The sequence below is a fragment of the Streptomyces sp. NPDC056628 genome, from assembly GCF_042792555.1.
Taxonomy (GTDB): domain Bacteria; phylum Actinomycetota; class Actinomycetes; order Streptomycetales; family Streptomycetaceae; genus Streptomyces.
Map to the genome: position 1 here is coordinate 69,516 of NZ_JBHTWG010000025.1, position 17,244 is coordinate 86,759.

Sequence of the window (17,244 nt, forward strand, 5' to 3'; positions counted from 1 at the left end):
ACAATCTCTTTAGCCACGGGCTCAGGGGGTGACGCCGTATGGAACGGGTTGGGGCTGGGCAAGACCTCGTGCTCGGTTACGTCCGTGCTCTGAAAGCGATTGACGAGGCCATGAGGGTGGCGATCCCCTCGCTTGAGCGACTGGCAGACGTCCTTGGCCTGGCCAGATCGCGCCGGATCAGCCGGAGTGGGCACATCGGTACCTACTCCTACACGGTTCATGGGGCGGGATGTCGATTCGTCAGCGGCAACGGCACTGAGGTCGATGTGGACTTCGAAGCCGACGGAAGCGAAGTCTTCGACCTCTGGCGGCTGCGCTGGTATGGGCTGAGCCTGCCGGAGCCTGTTGACGTCACGGATGAGGACCTGCGGTCCGCAGTGCGGTCGCTGCAACCGCTTCTGGCCGAGGTGCGGCCGGGGTGGTACAGCGTAGCCAGCTGATCGCTTCAGGATGATGTCCGCAGACGGCGCAGGCATATGAGGCTGCAGGCCAATTCGAGCAGCCCCTGATGGAGGTCGGCGCGGCGTTCGTAGCGGATGCGGAGCCGCTTGAACTGGTGCAGCCAGGCGAAGGCGCGCTCGACGACCCAGCGCACCTTGCCCAGTCCGGAACCGTGGGCGACGCCGCGTCGGGCGATCAACGGCTTGATACCCCGCTTCCACAGCAGGCGGCGGTACTTGTCGAAGTCGTAGCCCCGATCCGCATACAGACGCCGTGGCTTGCGGCGGGGGCGTCCCCGCGCTCCCCGAATCGGCGGGACCGCGTCGAGCAGGGGCAGGAGCTGGGTGACGTCGTGCCGGTTGCCGCCGGTGAGTGTGACGGCGAGCGGGGTTCCGTGCCGGTCGACGATCAGGTGGTGCTTGGAGCCGGGGCGGGCGCTGTCGACGGGTGAGGGGCCGACGTGGTCCCCCCTTTGAGGGCCCGGACGTGCGATCCGTCCACGGAGCAGTCGTCCAGGTCCAGCAGGTCGGCGTGGCGAAGCTCGGTCAGCAGGGCGGCGTGCAGGCGTGGCCAGACACCGGCCTCGGTCCAGTCCCGCAGCCGGCGCCAGGCCGTCACTCCGGAGCAGCCCACGGTCTCCGCCGGGACGTCCCGCCAGGCGACACCGGTCCGCAGTACGAACAGGACGCCGGCGAGTGCTGTTCGGTCAGGAACACGCAACCGCCCGGGATGCCGGTGGCGTCGTTCGGGAGCGGGTGGCAGGAGCGGGGCCACCCGTTCCCACAGGTCGTCCGGAACAAGATCAGCACGCACCCGGACACCCTGCCGACCAAGATCGTCGAGCACGAGACCCGCAGCTCTACTCATTCTGAAACGATCAGTAACTCGGCCCGCTCCGTGTCCCTGAGTCGGCATCTCTTCGCGACCGTCGGCATGTTCGTGATCGTCATCGGGGGGCTGCTCGCCCAACAGCTGCTGTCCCCGCGGGCGCCTTCCTTCCCGCTGCTGTGGGTGGGGCTACAGAAGTTCGGCGCGTTCGCCCTGGTGACGGCAGGGGTGGCGAGGGACCTGTTCACCGGCCTGGCACTGCTCGTGGCGCTGTTCGACCTCGCCACGGCGGGGCTGTGCTGGCTGCTGTGGCGCCGGCCGCCCCGCCCGGCCGAGTCCCTCGTCGCCGCGGACGCCGATACGGCAGGGCCCGGGATCCGGTGAGGCGGTGATCGGCGATGAAACGGTCGTTGGTCCTGGCGGGCGGCGGGATGCGGGTGGCTTGGCAGACCGGCGTGGTCCGGGCGCTCGACGAGTACGGTACGGAGTTCGATCACGTCGACGGCACCTCCGGCGGCATCCTCACCACCGGCATGCTGCTGTCCGGCCAGGACCCGGCGGAAATGGGCCGGCGCTGGTCCGACCTGCGTGTCCGTGACTTCAACTCGCCGCTGCCGCTGTCGGACTACCTGCGCGGACCCTGGGCGCAGCCCGCCCTCGGCGACGCGGACGGGGTGATCCACCGAGTCTTCCCCGCGCTCGGCATCGACCCAAACGCCATCCGCTCCTCGCCGCTGCCCGGCACCTTCAACCTGGTCGACTTCGCCACCAAGACCTGCGTCGCCGTACCGCACACCGAGGTCGACGCGGAACTGCTGGCCGCGGGCATGTCGCTGCCGCTGTTCATGCCACCGCTGCATCGCGACGAACACATCTGGACCGACGCCGTATGGGTCCAGGACGCCAATGTGGGGGAGGCTCTGCGCCGCAGCGCCGACGAGGTCTGGCTGACCTGGTGCATCGGAAACACGCCGTACTGGGGCGACGGACCGCTGGAACAGTACGTCCACATGATCGAGATGTCCGCGAACGGGGCGCTGTTCGCCGAACTGGCCACCGCGTCCCAGCCGTTCACACTGCACGTGGTCAAACCGGAGTACCCGCTGCCACTGGACCCCGAGTTCTTCGCAGGACACGTCACCGCCGACACCCTGATGGAGATGGGCTACCGCGATGCCTGGCACTACCTCGACGGCGCCGCCCCCGAGGGCGTCCCGAAGGACTCCCGCTGTACGGCGATGCGGGTTCCCCCGCGCGGCATGCGGTACCGGGAGCGCCTGCACGGCGAATTCGACGGCGCCGGCCTCATGCTGGAGGCCGCCGTCGACCTGCCGCTGCCCGACGACGACGCCCCGTCACCCGGAGCCCGGCTGGTCGGACACATCGACCACGACCCGTGGGGCGGCCGGGTGCTGCTGGCCGACGGTCGCGTGGAGGCGGACGGCAGCGCGCTCACCTACACGGCCCGGGTGCGCCTGGCGGGTCGGTGGCACGAGGTCCGGGCCCTCCGCGCACCGGCCGACGCGACGGTAGCGGACTTGTGGACCCGGACCGGGCCCGTGCCCTTCCGGATCGCCGACGGCAAGGACGTCGCACTCGAACTGGGCCTGCGCGCCGCGGCACACGCACTGGCCTCCGTGACCCCCTTCGGCACGCACGGCATCCACGACCGCGCCGACACCGTCACCGAACTGGCCGGCACCCCACTGCGCAGAACGGTGACGGGCGCGCAGGGCAGGCCCCGAGGCCGCTGACGTCTCCGTACGGCCCCTTTAGGAAGGGAAGTCCGGGTACGTCGCGAGAAGGCCCGGTTATTTTCCGCGATGGCTGTTCAGCGCCCGCTTCCCCATCTGCTCCCAGAACAGCCTCAGGTCGGCCAGGTCCGTGCCCCGTTGCCAGCGCGCCTCGGGTCTCACGAGGGATCGCCATCGCGACCGCGACAGCAGTGTCAACTGACCCCGGCAGAAGGCCTCGGAAAGCTCCGGACGGTAGCCGTCCAGCCCCGAGGGAGGATACGGACATAGCTCGAAGGCACAGTCGTCGCGGCAGTTGGAGCCGGCGTGGGCGGCGGCCGTGCGCACCAGGGAGCGGCCCGGGTCGAGAGGGCGGCGGTCCTTGGTCAGGCACGGCGGCAGCTCCGGCCGGGCCGTGCGGTGCAGGCGCCGCAGCCGGTCCTTGGGCCAGTCGCCGCGGCCGGCGAGGTTGAGCAGCAGCATGACGTCGGCGAGGAGCTGCTGGGCGCGCGGATGCAGGGTGCTCCAGCCGGTGGAGGGCGGAATCCACAGCTGGTGCTTGCGCACATCCCCGTCCCCGGCCGTCCGGGAACCGACGTGCGCGGACCCACCGGACTCGTCGATCCACAGGAACCGATCGGGCCGACGGGTCATCAGGGCCCAGACACAGAGCTCGGCGGCGGCCTCGACGAAGGGATGCTGCGGCGCGCCGTCGGGCAGCGCGAGCCACTGACGTACCTGTTCCGCCGGGTCGAAGCCGTGATCCTCGGGGCCCGGGGCAGCACTCGCGCCGTCGGGCAGCTCCCACAGCGTCAGCGCGTGCAGCAGCGTGACGCGGGTGAACCAGAACCGGGAGCGTCTGAGCATGTCCCAGGCCTGTTCGCTGAGGTACTCGCGGGCCTGGGGTCGGGCGTGCAGATGACGGGCACGGCGGTTGGCCGCGTACTTGAAGCCCTGGGCGAGGGCGATCTCCAGGGTGAGGTCCAGGCCGGAGCCGTCGTCGTTCTCGTCGCAGGCCCTGACCCGCCGCACCCAGCTCTCCAGGATCTCGTACGGGGTGTCGTGGTGGCGGCGGGTGGTGACGGAACCCACGAGCAGGGGGATCAGCCAGGCGCACAGCACATTGTCCCGCCACTTGTGTTCCTCCTCCTCACGTTCCTCCTCCTCTCGCCTGCGCAGCCGCGCGATGTCGTCCTGCGTGCCGTCGGGTCCATCAGGTCCGGGGTTCCCTTGCCACTCGGCCTTGTCGTCCCACAGGTCCACCAGCCACTCCGGTCTGCGCCCCAACGGCTGTTCGCGGATGGTCTGAGGACCGCGCAGCCGTGGCTGGAGCACGTCGAAGGCTTGGTCGCCGCCCGCGCCGATCTCCTGCGCGATGGCGACCCGTACGTCATGCGACGGCTCCAGGCGCCCGATCTCGAAGAGTTCCGCATACGCGGGCTGGAAGGAGTGGCGGCGGGCGACGCTGCGCACGGCCTCACCGAAGCGGGAGACCAGAAGCGCCTTGGCCACGCGCAGCGTGTACGGGTCGCGCGCCCGCAGGTCCGACCACGACGTCGTCAGTTCCATGGCGATACGGTGTTGCTGCGGGTCCGCAGCGACGCAGTCGATCTCCAGGGCGGCGGCGTACAGTTCGAGCGCCTTGGTGTGCAGGGTGCGGCCGAAGACGTGCCGCGGATCGACCGCCCCCTCGGCGCGCCCGGCGTCCTGGGCGCCGGTGGCGCCCTGGTGGCCGGTGCCGGCCGACTGTGCCCGGCCTGCCGCGCGCAGCAGGAGGTCCCGCGCCGAGGCCACCGGGCACCAGGTGCGGTCGCCCGCGGGGGACGCCGCGTGCGCGCAGGAGCCCTCCGGCGTACGCGAGTAGAGCACCAGGGCGATCAGCAGTTCGCGACCCGGGCTCGCCAGCGCCGCCGGGAAGTACGAGCCCTCCGTGGGCTCTTCGGGCACGTGCGGATGGATCACCGCGTTCATGAACCGGGCACCCAGATGAGCCTGGATCACGCTGTGCTGGAACCGCACGCGGTCCCCGTCGAGTTCCACCAGGCCCATACGGGTGCCCCAGTGTGCGGCCAGGCGGATGTCCATCCGGCTTGCCTGGGCCCGCTTGGCCAGCTCCCGGACGATCTCCGGGAACCGGGACCCCTCCGGATCGTGTTCGTCAACCACATCGGTGATATCGATCTCGGCAGCGTCGTCGGCCAGCGCCCCGCACGCCAGCGCTGACAGGTAGTCCAGCACCACCCTGCGTTCGTCCCGGCCGAGCGGCAGCTGCGGGGACAGCCTTCCGGCGACGAGGGCGCTCAGCCACGCGTCGAGCAGGTGCAGGCGCAACCCCGCCCGGTCGCCGCCGCGTGTCTCCACGCCCTCCTCGAGCCGACCGGTGAGGGCGCGTTCCAGCAGGCCCTCCTCGTGCAGGTCGCTCGCGACCTGCAGATAGGTCGGGGCCTCGGCGATCCCCGCCTTCTCCACGATCCAGTCGAGCCGTTGCCGGTCCTCCCAGGCGGTACCGGAGGAGATGTAAGCGAGGGCCGCCTCCTCGCTGAGCGGTTCCAGATCGGTCAGTGAGGCATCCAGGCCACGCAGCGCGTCGTGCGGGCGCGAGGTGATGATGAGCGGCAGGCGCTCCTCATTGGCACGGCGGATCGCCAGCCGGATGACGGTGTCGCGCTCCTCCTTCTGGCCGTCCCCCGTCAGGGCGTCCTCGAGGCCGTCCGCCAGGACCACGATGCGGCCCTGCCGGCACAGCCACTGCCACACCTTCTCCGCCTCGCCCTCGGATCGGATGTGCTCCTGCACCTCTCGCTTGAAGCGGTCGTAGGCCAGCTGCCGAAAGTCCAGATCGCTCCCCGCGCCGCGCAGCCGCAGCGGGACGGGCACCGCCTTGCGCTGTGCCAGCCGCTCCGTGAGAAGCACGAGCAGCGCGGTCTTGCCCGCACCGATGCCGCCAACCACCAAATGGGTGCGACGGAATCGACTGACCCTCAGATCCTCCATGAGCACGTCGCACAACTGGTCCCGGCCAACCACCCGCCCGAAGATGCCGCCCGCCGTCTCCACCAGATCCAGTGGTGCTTCCCGGGCCATCCTGAGGTAGGCCCCGCTCACCTGCCGGAAGCGGAAGACCAGGTACGTGAGGGTGGCCAGGGCCAGGGTGAGCAGGGGCGTGAGGACGCCGGACAGGATGGCGCAGGCCTGTTCGTTGTTCCGGCACCGGCTCTCCACTTCACCGAGGGCCCAGTGCGCCCCGCCCAGTGCAGCCACGGCCACGCCGACCAGGAACAGCTCGGCGAGCGCGCCCAGCACGGTCAGGGCGAGGACCGGGTAGTACCAGCGACTCCTCCGGACCCGCCAGGTGCGGGCCGGCTCCGAGCCCTGTCGGACCAGTTGGGAGGAGGACGCCCGGCGGAGGTTCACGTCAGGTGAGGTTCCATGCGGAACTCGCGGACATTCCCTTCAGACCAGGGGTTTCGTCCTCCGTCGACCGACTTTCACCCGCCCGGACCAGCGAACCGGGGGACACCCGGCGGCCAGCCGCTTACAGCAACCCCGCACGGCCAGGTACCTCGTCCTGCTGACCTGCGGCTCTTGACGGGAGAGCGGAGACGGCCGTTCTCCACGCTTCGAGATGTCGAGTCACAAAGCACGAGATAACGGCCGCTGCCCATGAGTCTGCCTGTCGGGGTGGCCGGAATCGAGGCGTTGGGCCTGTTGTCCCGCTTTCGGGTCGAGTTCTACGAGTGTCTCTACAAGCGGGCGGACGCGCTCTTCGAGCTCACCGACGCGGTGCTGTGCGCGGACGGGCCGGTGAAAACCCTGGTCGAGCTCTCCTTGGCGGTCGAGCACCGGCGCGGGCACGGTGCGCTGTACGCGGCCCTGGACCGTGGATGGCTGGAGCCGACACGGTTGCGCCGCACGCTGGCGGGCCGGCCTGCCGCTGCCGAAGGCGGCCGACGGGCGGATCGTGCTCGCCGTGGACGTGTCGCACTGGCTGCGACCCGACGCTCCCACCAGCGGCGACCGGCTCTTCTGTCATGTCTACGGACGCGGCGACCGCAGCTCGGACCAGTTGGTGCCCGGCTGGCCCTATTCCTTCGTCGCGGCCCTGGAGTCCGGCCGCACCTCCTGGGTCGCTCTCCTGGACGCGGTCCGCCTGGGCCCGACCGACGACGCGACGACCGTCACTGCCGACCAACTCCACAATGTCGTGAAGCGGTTGACGAGTGCAGGCCACTGGAGGCCGGGCGATCCGGACATCCTGATCGTGATGGACTCCGGCTACGACGTCGCCTACCTGACCCACGCTCTCGCCCACCTGCCCGTCGTACTGGTCGGGCGCCTGCGCTCGGACCGGGTCGTGCTCCGCGACCCCGGCCCCGCCCGGTCGGGTCAACGGGGCGGGCGCCCCCGCCGGCATGGCGGCGTCCTCACGTTCAAGAAGCCCGACAGCTGGCACGAGCCCGACGTCACGACCGCCACGGACACCACCCGCTACGGCACGGCCACCGCGACGGCCTGGGACCGCATGCACCCCCGGCTCACTCACAGCGGCCCCTGGCTGAACCACGCCAAGAAAGAACTCCCCATCCTGCACGACACGTTGATCCGCCTGAAGGTCGAGCGCCTGCCTGGTGACCGTGACCCGAAACCGGTCTGGCTGTGGTCTTCGGCCACCGCCGCCGCACCGGCGGACGTGGACCGCTGGTGGCAGTCCTTCCTCCGCCGCTTCGACCTGGAACACACCTTCCGGCTGAGCTTGTTCTTTATCTACCGGCCTGCCCAGGCACATGAGGAGCGCCCCTCAACCTGCACCTCTCAGCCTGCGGCTGGTCTCGGGCTGAGATGCTTCAGCTCATGATCGAGCCGCCTCTGATCGGCATCACGCCGGTGATTCCGCCCGTCGCCGCCTCCTGGCAGCGCATCGACGCATGGCTGGCCCGGCATGCGCCCGCTCGACTCGCAGAGCTTGCTCCTCCGGCTTCGCCACAGGCCATCGACCAGCTCGAAGTCGCGTTGGGCGTACGTCTTCCCACCGACCTGCGCGCATCGCTCCTGTGCCACGACGGGGATTCGTCCTATGTCGGCATTCTGCCGTGCGGCCCGCTGTACTCCACGGACGCAATCGCCGGCGTGAGACAGGGGCGCATGAAGATCTGGGAGGGCGAGGACGACCCAGACGAGCAGCAGACTCCGTGGTGGGGAAGGCAGTGGATCCCCTTCGCAGGCGGCCATGGCGATGAGCACTTCATCGACGCGGGCCCGGGCTTGTGGCAGGACCATCTCGGTCACGCCCCGCACGCCGACCATGCCTACTTCCTGGGGTGGCCGAGCCTTGGAACCTGGCTCCACGAGGTGGCCGAGGCCATGGAACACCACGATCGGACCGACCGGCTCGACTCCGTCGCCCATCCCTCCGTAGACGAGGACGGAGAGATCGACTGGTGAGCAGAGGGACGCGCTGTTGAGTCGGTCGGTCGTACTCGCCTCGGCATGTCTGGGTCGGTGTGGCACCTGGCATCGAACGACGTCTCGCACTAGGCCGTGTGTCGAAAGTGGATCTTGAGGCGGTGAATGATCACCGTCCATGGGGCGGGGAGATCTCACGGACGATCAGTGGGCGGCGCTGGAGCCGTTGCTGCCGAAGGGTGTGAAGGCAGGTCGGCCGCCTGTCTGGTCTCGGCGGCAGTTGATCGACGGCATACGGTTCCGGGTCCGGACCGGTGTTCCGTGGCGGGACGTACCCGTCGAGTACGGGCCGTGGGGCCGGATCTACGACCTGTTCCGCCGATGGCAACGGGATGGCACCTGGGACCGGTTCCTCACCCACCTCCAGTCCCTGGCCGACGCAAAGGGGGCGATCACGTGGGACCTGAGCGTCGACTCCACGGTATGCCGTGCCCATCAGCATGCGGCCGGGGCCCGGAAGCGGGGTGACCTGCAGAAGGAGTTACCGGGTGGTGTCGTCACCGAGCCTGGTGATCACGGGCTGGGGCGTTCGCGCGGTGGGTTGACCACCAAGCTGCACTTGGCCGTCGAGCAGGGGCAGAAGTCCATGTCGATCGTAGTGACGGCCGGGCAGCGTGGAGACTCGCCGCAGTTCGAACCGGTGCTGGAGACGGTTCGAGTGCCCCGCATCGGACCGGGACGGCCACGCGTCCGCCCCGATCGCGTGTGGGCCAACAAGGCGTACGCCTCCCGCAAGAACCGAGCCTACCTGCGCCGACGTGGCATTCGCTGCACCATCCCGGACAAGGCCGACCAGGCCCGCAACCGCAAGAGACTCGGCGCTCGCGGCGGCCGGCCGCCCACGTTCGACGCCGAGGACTACAAGGCTCGGCACGCGGTCGAATGTGGCATCAATCGTCTCAAAAGGAATCGCGCCGTGGCCACGAGATACGACAAGCTCGCGGTCAGCTATGAGGCGACCGTCCTCGTCGCGGCCATCAACGAGTGGCTGTGACCACACACGCGCACCGTCTCTTCGTTACTGACTTCGGCTTGTCAGGGTGACGTTGGATCGTCGAGGGTCAGGCCGGTTCCCGCTATGAAGCCGTCGAGGGTGTCGGGCCGGTACTGAAGTCGTTTGAGCCGGTTGCGGACGAGGGCCTCAAGCCGGTCGAGGGCCACCACGGCTAGGTTGGCCAGGCTGCGCTTGACGTGTGCCCATACCCCTTCGACGGGATTGAGGTCGGGCGAGTAGGCAGGTAGCAGGAACACTGTCAGCCATGCACGCTCGGAGATCAGCTCACGCATGGCGTGGGAGACGTGGGTGTTCAGGCGGTCCCACACCAGCACGATCGGCGCTTTGACGAGCTGGTGAATGCCGTCGATCAGCGCGATGAAGTCGCGCTCTCCCATGCTGCGTCGCTTGCCTTTGCCCGATGGGTGAGTGCGCAGGCGGTGACACAGCCGGGTCCGGAAGCCGGGTCGCATAGCGATCAGCCCGGCCACGGACAACCGTCCCGAACGCCGTCCGCTCACTGTCACCCGCGGAGTCACTCCGCGTCGGCCCCAGGTACGTCCTTTGGGCGGCTGGCGGGTGAAGCCTGCCTCGTCCTCGAAACAGATGTAGCCCCCGCAGGCCGCCCGGGCTCTTTTACCTCGGCCCAGGTCGCCTCCTTCCACACGGTGACTGCCTGCTCGTCGCGCTCAGCGACCCGCCGCGCGGGCACCTGCGGGCTGAAGCCGAGCCGGCGCATCAGCCTCGTCGCACCGGAGACGCTGTAGGAGATGTGGAACTTCCTGCCGATCAGGGTGGCCACTCTCGCCGCTGTCCACACCTGGTCCTCCACCCAGCCGTGCGCGGCCGGCCCCTGCTCGAGGTACGCAGCCAGCTTCTCCAGACAGCGCGGGGATAGACGGCACCGCGATCCGCTCGGGCCACGGGAGGCCAGAGCCTGAACACCGCCGTCCCGCCACAGCTGATGCCATTGATAGGCAGACTTCGGGCTCACTCTCAGGCGCCGTGCCACCTCCGACGGCTTGATTTTCTGCTCGAACAACTCGGCCGCCTGCAGCCGTACCGACTCTCGGCGCCGCCGTCCCGCAGTGGTCAGCCCGCCCCCATCCGCATACCTCACACACCACGGGATACAGCCACCACACCGGGGCCCACTGGGAACCTCGCGAAAGTTCACCCTAACGAGCCGAAGTCAGTAATCCGTTGCCCAGGGGTCCGTCGGCCAGCTAGGTTCACCCAGCCGCCCGCATCGGTGCAGGCCGGCGCTGTCGACCAGGAGGTGTGGAGCACATGCGCACGAGTGCCCAGGAGTTGAGCTCGCGTACTGACCCTTGCCACCTCCTCTCGACGGAGACACCTTGTCCCTTCGCATCACCCCACTGACCGACCCCGCTCACGGGCCGCACGGCCGGCGTCTCGCCTGGCTGGCGTCGGACGCGGACTCCATCCCTGCCGGGACCGCCTTCCTGCGCCTGCTCGACGGCGGACAGGAGCACCTCGCCGAGCTCGACCTCCGCGTTCATCCTGCAGAGCGCCGCAAGGGCGTCGGCTCCCGGCTCCTCGACACCGTCGTGGCCACCGCCCGGGACAACGCCCGACGCCGCGTCGTCGCACAGGCAGAAGCCGAATCGCCCGGCGACCACTTCCTGGCAGCGCGCGGTTTCCGAAAGGTCCTCACCTTCAGGTACACCCGCCTGGCAATGGCCGAGGTGGACACCACCGTCCTCGCTGGGATCGTCGAGCGTCCGCATCCCGGCTACCGGCTGACGTCATGGCAGGGAACCGTCCCCGACGACCTCGCCCGGACGTTCGCCGCCTCACGCCGCGCCATGGACGACATGCCCATGGACGACGCCGAGTACGGCACCGTGGCCTGGGACGTGGACCGCGTGCGGGCCGCGGCGAAGGCCGTCGAACAGCGCGGGGACCACCTGCACACCGTCGTCGCCGTCGACGCCTCCAACGGCTCGATCGCCGGGTTCACCGAACTCGTCATCCCCGGCAACGGCGCAGGTGACGGCCAGCATTACGGCACCGGTGTGCTGCCCGAGCACCGTGGACACGGCCTCGGCGGATGGATGAAGGCCGAGTCGATCCGACGGGCCCATAGGGACTATCCGGACCTCGACGGCCTCCTGACCGACACCGCCGACAGCAACACGCACATGCGACGGATCAACGACGGTCTCGGCTACACACCCACGCACACGACACACCAGCATCAGCTCGACCTTTAGCAGAGAGCGGACGGGCCGGACCGGGGCATCGCCCCGCCCGGCCTGTCCGGGCTTTCGATACACGCCCTAGCGGTCGTCCCTCGACCTGTTTCGGCGCCGGTACGGGCAGCAACGGCTCGATCAGCGACCACAGTTCGTCCGACGCGATCCACGGCCGCGACTGACGCTTCCCCATGCCCCCATCAACGAGCGACCAAGCCGACAGTCACATGATCAACCCGCTTTTTGTTGGGGCCAGTTAGTGGTCCGAGTAGCTGAAGTCGCCCATGGTCCAGGCACTGACGTCCTCGATCGCGACGCGGTACATCCCCCCTGTCTCCGGGATCCCCACCGTACCCTGCAGGATCCGGGCGACGTGGAAATGCAGATGCGTGGGCGGTCCGTCCTTCCTCGCGGGGTTGTCGAAGACGGCGGAGAACTCGCCCAGATCGGCTGAGTCCGTCAGCACCTCCGACACCCTCTGCCTCCACATGGCTTCCGGAGCGAGCCGACCGGTGATGACAGCACCACTGGTGACCACGGTCAGGGACATCTGATTGCTCTGTCTGGACTCCACAAGGGCAGTTATCGCAACGAGCAGCTCGTCAGGCTTCGGCATGGGATCGGATTCTATGCACTCGCCCGCACGGGCGGCTTGGACGATGGCGCAACCGGGCGAGACGGGCGCATACGGCTCCCCTAGGGCGTGTTGTGAAAGTGGTTGCTGTGGGTTCGGGGGCGAGCGGAGCGGTGGCCCTTGATCAACGCGGCCGGGCTCCATAACCTCGCTCGATGGGACATGACGACCTTCCGACTCTTGAACTCGCCTTCCCGGGTCCGGAACGTGACCGTGGTGTGGCGGCGATCTTGAGCGGTCAGAAGACCACGCTCACGGGTCTCCTGGAGATCTACGAACACGCCGGCGAGGCAGTACCGGTGACCGGACAACGATTCTGGGTGCTTGATTCCGAAGGCCGTCCGGCCGTCACGATCGAGCTCGTCGACGTGCGCGTCGTTCCCATGAAGGAGATCGACGGCGACTTCGCTCGAGCAGAGGGACGCGGCTACTCCGACGTGGCGGAGTGGCGGGCAGCGCACGAAGAGTTCTTCCGGAGCGAGGGCGTGAGGGAGTACCTGGGACCCACCCCGGTCATTGATGACGACACCCTTGTCGTTGCAGAACGCTTCCGCGTGGTCGAGCCCGACGACTCGGGTGGTCCGTGACCCGCGTCCGACTCGATGGGAGTCCGGGAGGATCAACCGGACAGGCCCTGTGGGTGCGGACGGCTGCTGGTCACAGCCACTCGTTGATGGCTGCGACCAGTACGGTTGCCTCGTGACGGACGGCGAGCTTGTCCTATCGCGTGGCGACGGCTCGGTGGCGCTTCAGCCGATTGATCCCGCATTCCACCGCATGGCGCTCCTTGTAGTCGGCCGTGTCGAACTTGGGCGGTCGGCCGCCTCGGGTGCCGAGCTTCTGGCGGTTGCGGACCTGGTCGGCCTTCTCCGGAATGGTGCACGCGACACCTCGTCTGCGCAGGTAGGCGCGGTTCGCGCGAGAGCCGTAGGCCTTATCGGCGCGGACCTTGTCCGGCTTGGTGCGGGGCCGGCCCGGGCTAATGCGGGGCACCCGGATGCCCTCCAGCACGGGCTGGAACTGCGGGCTGTCGTGCCTCTGTCCCTGCTCGACGACGCCCGAGACAGGGCGCAGAACGCCTCGACGGCTCCCGGCACCACCTCCGTCGTGCCGGTCCTGCGCCGACTGGTCGAGAGCCTCGACACACCGGAGCATGTGAAGATCGTCGTCGACGTGGAGGATCCAGGACTACAGGCAGGAGTCGCGTCCGCCCTCCTCGAACGCATCGTCAACCCGCTGCTGACCAACTCGGTGCGCTACGCACATTCCGCGATGACCGTGTCCACGCGGCGGCTGCCCGGCAGCGTGCGTATCGACGTCACCGACGACGGCCCCGGTGTGCCGGCGGCGTTCGCCGACGACCTTTTCCAGCCCGGCCGCCGCGCCGACCCCAGCGACGGGCACGACGGCGCGGGTCTCGGACTGCCGCTCGCACGGCGCCTGGCACGCGCCGTCGGCGGTGAGGTGTCCCACGATCGCGGTCACACCTGCGGGGCACGCTTCCGGGTCGACCTGCCTGTCGAGTGACCGGACTCAGTCGGCCCGCTGACTGACCGGCTCCCGTCCCGTCGGCCTCGGTGCGGTGGTCCGGCGTTCCTGGACCTGCGCGTAGGCCACCAGACTGAGCAGGATGCCCAGGAGCACGACTGAGGACCCTGCGGTGCCGAGGTCCAGGCCGCCCTTGGCGACCGGCTTGGTCAGGAAGTCACCCGCGGTGGCGCCCAGGGGGCGGGTGAGGACGAAGGCGATCCAGAACAGCAGCACGTTCGGCACCACCGGCACCTTCATCAGGGCGACGAGCACAGCGAGCGCCCCGCTCACGAGCAGAGCGCCACCGGCGTAACCGAGCCCAGAGCTGTCGGAGAGGAAGTCACCCATGGAGGTGCCGAGGGTGTTGGAGACGAGGATCGCCGACCAGAACAGCGCCTCGCCGCGGAAGGTGACGATGTCGCGGATCTGGAAGGTCATCCCGGACATCTTCCAGACGGCGAAGATGACCAGCAGGATCGAGATGAGGATCGCTGCCCCGGTGGGGTAGCCGAGGCCGAGACCCTGCGGTCCCCAGCCGAGCGAAGTGGCACCGCCAGAAAGGAACTTGGTGCTCGCGTCACGGTTCATGAAGTCGGACATCGTGGTGCCGGCCATGCTGGTCGACAGGATCACGGTCCAGTAGAAGAACGGGTTGTAGCGGCTGGACCTCAGCTGGACGACCAAGGTCACCACGAACAGAAGGAACAGGGCGATCGTGGTGAGGAAGTAGCCGAGCTTCAGGGTCTGGGCGAAGAGGTCTCCGGCTGTCTCGCCGAGGGTGGTCGCGGCGATCTTCATGATCCAGAACGCCAGAGTGACCTCGGGCAGCTTCTTCATCACAGACTTGGTCGCGCTCGCGACCTCGAGATCAGTGAACACTTCCGGTGGCTGCATGGTGGGGGGCTCCGATTCGGTCGTACGGCAGAACGCCCGCCCCGAGGCTGAGGGGCGAGCACCCTATGCAACGAGGCGACCTCGAAGAGTGATCGCCGGACCGATCTTGGCAGCGCCAGCCTGAACGCATCCTGAACGCGGGCCGCGCCCCTGCTCAGGCCGCATGCCGGGCGGCGCACTGCGACTGCGCCACGTCCTTGCGGGTCACCGACAGATGCACGACCAGACCGAGGATGACGGTGAGGAACAGCGCACTGGTGACGACGGTTCCCATACCCAGGCCGCCGTCGCCGGTGGGCTGGGAGAGGTAGTCGCCGATGGACGCGCCGAGCGGTCGGGTGAGGATGTAGGCGATCCAGAAACTCCACACCGCGTCCAGGTCAAGGGCGAAGTGCGCGAGGGCGACCGGCGGCAGCGGACTGATCACCGCGATGATCCTGATCGTGTCGATGCCGGTGGCCGCCGGAGCCACCGTCTGGACCGGCAAGGGTGAGGGCGACCAGCCCGCCATGGTGGGACTCGTCCTCGCCTCCACACTCCTCAGCCCGCTCACCATCCCGCTGATCATCACCACCTTGGTGCCGCTCCTCCACGGCGGCTACCGGCGGTCCGAAGATCTCCCTGGCGACGGAGAAACTGGTCGGCAATGTAAAGGGGTCGGTAGACCTCAGCAAGACGTTCACCAACGACTTCGCCCTCCAGGCCAACAAGACCGAGGGCTTCAAGACCACCACGACCCCGGCAGGCCCGAACGGCTGAACCCCCACCCGGCACGGGGCCGCCCAGGTGACCTCGACATGGGCGGCCCGCCCTCGTCAGGCCGGGGCACACCGGATCGCTCAGCGGACCGGCAGCACCGTGGTGTGCTCCTCGCGCACGGCCTGCAAAGAGCGGGGGTTCAGACCGAGCAGGTTCAGGATCGTCGGTGCGATCTGCTTGGTCTGCATGCTCGCGGAGTCGCGCACGCCGTCCGGAACCGAGGCGCCCGACACCACCAGCGGAACGTCCAGGTCGTCAGCGTGGGCGCCGCCGTGCTCGGCGATCTTCTTGGTGCCGCCGGTGTAGACGACGCCGTACTGCGCGAGGCCGAAGATGTCCGGGACACGGGCGTCACCGGCCTCGACGTGGAAGTAGTGGGCCGCGGTCTTGCCGGCGTAGACCTTGCTGAGTCCGCTGCGGGTGAAGGCCTTGGGTGCGGCGTTGATGTCGGTCCCGGTGCCGCTCTGCGCCAGCAGGTATTTCTTTGCGAACTCGGTGGCGGCCTGCGAGCGGTCGGTCAGCCAGAGCAGTATCGCGTCGTCGTCCACGGAGTGCGCGACCAGATCGCCGGCGGCGGGATGGATCTTCCTCCAGGCGGAGTTGAGGCTGTCCAGCAGCGGGCCGTCGTCGATCCGGGTGAGCGCGGTGGGCTCGGTGGGCGACTGCCCGTGCTTGGCGGACAGGATGACCGTGGTGCTGTCGGCCAGGTGCCGCTTGGCGATCTCAGAAGTCAGGGCGCCGATTTTCACGTTGCCGAAGTCCAGGTTCTTCGCCAGCAGCGGTCCGGGCACGTTCTTGGCGGTGTAGCCGCCTTCGAGCTCGTCGGAGGCGGGCAGCTTCTGCGCGGTGGAGACCGACTGGAAGTTGAGGCCGAAGATCGCCGGGGTGCCGATCTTGTGGGCCCGGCTGTGGTCGTAGCCGTCGATCTCGTTGAGGACGGCCTTCACCTTGTAGCCGTCGTACTGCTCGGTGGCCTGGTTGTCCTTGGTCCAGTCGTCGCCGGCCGGGCAGTCGAGGGCGTCGCTGTTGATCTCGGGCGTGAACAGGTCCTGAATGCCGCTGCCCGAGGGCCCGTTGAGGATCTCGTACGCCGCGTGCTTGTCCGACCACGCGGTGCGCAGACCCGCGCTGCGGCTACCTCAAAGACGGTGTTCACCTTGAGGTAGGAGTGCGGGTAGACCGGCTTGCAGGTCTTGGGGTCGACCGGCAGCTTGGAGGCGTTGATCAGGCTCGCAGGGTTGCCCGTCATCGACAGGAGGCTGTCCGGCAGGCCGGTGAGGCCCTGACCGGCGTCGATGGATGCCTGGTTCCTGTCCAGGTCCTCCGTGAGGTCCACCTCGGCACCGGGCTTGACGGTCTTGCAGCTGGTGGTCCCGGCGGGCAGGAGCGCCGCGTTGTAGGTGTCGTCGTAGTAGAGGCCGGTGGTGCCGGGGCCGCCACCGGTCGCCTGGGCGACCATGCCGGGGAAGGAGTCGGACGGCGTGGTGGTCTTGGCGTGGGTGTCCTCCACGCCGCCGCCGACCAGCCGGGCCAGCGCGGAGTTGGGGTGCTGGGAGACGTACCAGGCCAGGTCTGGCTGGTGCAGTCCGTCGACCGAGATCAGCAGGACGTTCTTGGCGGGGGCCTGGTGGTGGGTGGCGGCAAAAGCGGGGGGCTGGACGGCAGTCACGCCGGTCAGGGCTCCGGCAGCAGCGAAAACGGCTGCGAGTCTGACATGACTTCTGGACATGTGTGCATCTCCCGGCTCTT

At 68.7% G+C, this 17,244-nt stretch carries 17 protein-coding genes and 3 pseudogenes; 10 read left to right on the plus strand and 10 right to left on the minus strand.

Annotated elements, in window-relative coordinates:
• Positions 1-38 precede the first annotated feature (38 nt).
• Positions 39-440 (plus strand): DUF6896 domain-containing protein, encoded by a 402-nt coding sequence (locus ACFRAC_RS25815; protein ID WP_382929079.1) that lies wholly within the window; start codon positions 39-41, stop codon positions 438-440.
• Positions 441-445: 5 nt separating this feature from the next.
• On the opposite strand, the gene ACFRAC_RS25820 is transcribed toward ACFRAC_RS25815, so the two are convergent.
• A protein-coding gene (locus ACFRAC_RS25820; protein ID WP_382929466.1) for an IS5 family transposase occupies positions 446-1,254 on the minus strand; the annotation gives its coding sequence in 2 pieces (ribosomal slippage) (positions 446-915 and positions 915-1,254; 810 coding nt in all).
• On the opposite strand from ACFRAC_RS25820, the gene ACFRAC_RS25825 reads away from it, so the two are divergent.
• Both ACFRAC_RS25825 and ACFRAC_RS25830 read left to right on the plus strand, forming a co-directional pair.
• Complete coding sequence (locus ACFRAC_RS25825) at positions 1,177-1,653, plus strand: hypothetical protein (RefSeq protein ID WP_382929491.1); 477 nt, start codon at positions 1,177-1,179, stop codon at positions 1,651-1,653. The two genes, ACFRAC_RS25820 and ACFRAC_RS25825, sit on opposite strands and share 78 nt — an antisense overlap.
• A gap of 14 nt (positions 1,654-1,667) precedes the next feature.
• The gene (locus ACFRAC_RS25830; RefSeq protein ID WP_382929085.1) at positions 1,668-3,023 is read left to right on the plus strand and encodes a patatin-like phospholipase family protein; all 1,356 of its coding nucleotides are present in this window, start codon (positions 1,668-1,670) and stop codon (positions 3,021-3,023) included.
• 57 nt (positions 3,024-3,080) lie between these two features.
• Here the strand turns inward: ACFRAC_RS25830 and ACFRAC_RS25835 are convergent, their stop codons facing one another.
• Complete coding sequence (locus ACFRAC_RS25835) at positions 3,081-6,416, minus strand: NACHT domain-containing protein (RefSeq protein ID WP_382929094.1); 3,336 nt, start codon at positions 6,414-6,416, stop codon at positions 3,081-3,083.
• A gap of 249 nt (positions 6,417-6,665) precedes the next feature.
• On the opposite strand from ACFRAC_RS25835, the pseudogene ACFRAC_RS25840 reads away from it, so the two are divergent.
• The 3 genes and pseudogenes from ACFRAC_RS25840 to ACFRAC_RS25850 all read left to right on the plus strand — a co-directional run.
• A pseudogene (locus ACFRAC_RS25840) lies at positions 6,666-7,752 on the plus strand (transposase); the annotation flags it as partial.
• A gap of 101 nt (positions 7,753-7,853) precedes the next feature.
• A complete protein-coding gene (locus ACFRAC_RS25845; RefSeq protein ID WP_382929105.1) occupies positions 7,854-8,444 on the plus strand; it encodes an SMI1/KNR4 family protein in 591 nt (196 codons plus the stop codon).
• Positions 8,445-8,583: 139 nt separating this feature from the next.
• Positions 8,584-9,459 (plus strand): IS5 family transposase, encoded by an 876-nt coding sequence (locus tag ACFRAC_RS25850; RefSeq protein ID WP_382929117.1) that lies wholly within the window; start codon positions 8,584-8,586, stop codon positions 9,457-9,459.
• 41 nt (positions 9,460-9,500) lie between these two features.
• On the opposite strand, the gene ACFRAC_RS25855 is transcribed toward ACFRAC_RS25850, so the two are convergent.
• Positions 9,501-10,109 (minus strand): transposase, encoded by a 609-nt coding sequence (locus tag ACFRAC_RS25855; protein WP_382929473.1) that lies wholly within the window; start codon positions 10,107-10,109, stop codon positions 9,501-9,503.
• Positions 9,995-10,636, minus strand: coding sequence for a transposase (locus ACFRAC_RS25860; RefSeq protein WP_382929122.1), 642 nt, complete (start codon positions 10,634-10,636; stop codon positions 9,995-9,997). The genes ACFRAC_RS25855 and ACFRAC_RS25860 overlap by 115 nt, the downstream gene beginning before the upstream one ends.
• Positions 10,637-10,817: 181 nt before the next feature.
• Between ACFRAC_RS25860 and ACFRAC_RS25865 the strand changes: the two genes are divergently transcribed.
• Positions 10,818-11,696: a GNAT family N-acetyltransferase gene (locus tag ACFRAC_RS25865; protein WP_382929140.1), complete on the plus strand. Its 879-nt coding sequence runs from the start codon at positions 10,818-10,820 to the stop codon at positions 11,694-11,696.
• Positions 11,697-11,934: 238 nt separating this feature from the next.
• On the opposite strand, the gene ACFRAC_RS25870 is transcribed toward ACFRAC_RS25865, so the two are convergent.
• Positions 11,935-12,294, minus strand: coding sequence for a hypothetical protein (locus tag ACFRAC_RS25870; protein WP_382929152.1), 360 nt, complete (start codon positions 12,292-12,294; stop codon positions 11,935-11,937).
• A gap of 173 nt (positions 12,295-12,467) precedes the next feature.
• Here ACFRAC_RS25870 and ACFRAC_RS25875 point away from each other — a divergent pair, with 173 nt between their 5' ends.
• Positions 12,468-12,899: an ASCH domain-containing protein gene (locus ACFRAC_RS25875; protein ID WP_382929163.1), complete on the plus strand. Its 432-nt coding sequence runs from the start codon at positions 12,468-12,470 to the stop codon at positions 12,897-12,899.
• Positions 12,900-13,032: 133 nt separating this feature from the next.
• Here ACFRAC_RS25875 and ACFRAC_RS25880 read toward each other — a convergent pair whose 3' ends face one another.
• Positions 13,033-13,323, minus strand: coding sequence for a transposase (locus ACFRAC_RS25880; protein ID WP_382929193.1), 291 nt, complete (start codon positions 13,321-13,323; stop codon positions 13,033-13,035).
• A gap of 21 nt (positions 13,324-13,344) precedes the next feature.
• On the opposite strand from ACFRAC_RS25880, the gene ACFRAC_RS25885 reads away from it, so the two are divergent.
• Positions 13,345-13,839, plus strand: a complete 495-nt coding sequence (locus ACFRAC_RS25885) for a sensor histidine kinase (protein ID WP_382929211.1) — start codon at positions 13,345-13,347, stop codon at positions 13,837-13,839.
• A 6-nt stretch (positions 13,840-13,845) separates the two neighbouring features.
• On the opposite strand, the gene ACFRAC_RS25890 is transcribed toward ACFRAC_RS25885, so the two are convergent.
• Complete coding sequence (locus ACFRAC_RS25890) at positions 13,846-14,721, minus strand: hypothetical protein (protein ID WP_382929222.1); 876 nt, start codon at positions 14,719-14,721, stop codon at positions 13,846-13,848.
• A 169-nt stretch (positions 14,722-14,890) separates the two neighbouring features.
• Positions 14,891-15,142 (minus strand): annotated as a pseudogene (locus tag ACFRAC_RS25895) (hypothetical protein); the annotation flags it as partial.
• A gap of 1 nt (position 15,143) precedes the next feature.
• On the opposite strand from ACFRAC_RS25895, the pseudogene ACFRAC_RS25900 reads away from it, so the two are divergent.
• Positions 15,144-15,338 (plus strand): annotated as a pseudogene (locus ACFRAC_RS25900) (sodium-dependent transporter); the annotation flags it as partial.
• Positions 15,339-15,575: 237 nt separating this feature from the next.
• On the opposite strand, the gene ACFRAC_RS25905 reads toward ACFRAC_RS25900, so the two are convergent.
• Entirely contained in the window at positions 15,576-16,442 is an 867-nt protein-coding gene (locus ACFRAC_RS25905; protein WP_382929228.1) for a hypothetical protein, read from the minus strand.
• Positions 16,439-17,164, minus strand: a complete 726-nt coding sequence (locus ACFRAC_RS25910) for an alkaline phosphatase family protein (protein WP_382929243.1) — start codon at positions 17,162-17,164, stop codon at positions 16,439-16,441. Before ACFRAC_RS25910 ends, ACFRAC_RS25905 begins: the two co-directional genes overlap by 4 nt.
• Between the last annotated feature and the right edge of the window lie 80 nt (positions 17,165-17,244).

What these genes read in the sequence shown, in the direction of transcription:
- ACFRAC_RS25815 (WP_382929079.1), top strand. Translation starts at nt 39, where the DNA reads ATGGAACGGGTTGGGGCTGGGCAAGACCTCGTGCTCGGTTACGTCCGT.
- ACFRAC_RS25830 (WP_382929085.1), top strand. Translation starts at nt 1,668, where the DNA reads ATGAAACGGTCGTTGGTCCTGGCGGGCGGCGGGATGCGGGTGGCTTGG.
- ACFRAC_RS25845 (WP_382929105.1), top strand. Translation starts at nt 7,854, where the DNA reads ATGATCGAGCCGCCTCTGATCGGCATCACGCCGGTGATTCCGCCCGTC.
- ACFRAC_RS25850 (WP_382929117.1), top strand. Translation starts at nt 8,584, where the DNA reads ATGGGGCGGGGAGATCTCACGGACGATCAGTGGGCGGCGCTGGAGCCG.
- ACFRAC_RS25870 (WP_382929152.1), bottom strand. Translation starts at nt 12,294, where the DNA reads ATGCCGAAGCCTGACGAGCTGCTCGTTGCGATAACTGCCCTTGTGGAG.
- ACFRAC_RS25875 (WP_382929163.1), top strand. Translation starts at nt 12,468, where the DNA reads ATGGGACATGACGACCTTCCGACTCTTGAACTCGCCTTCCCGGGTCCG.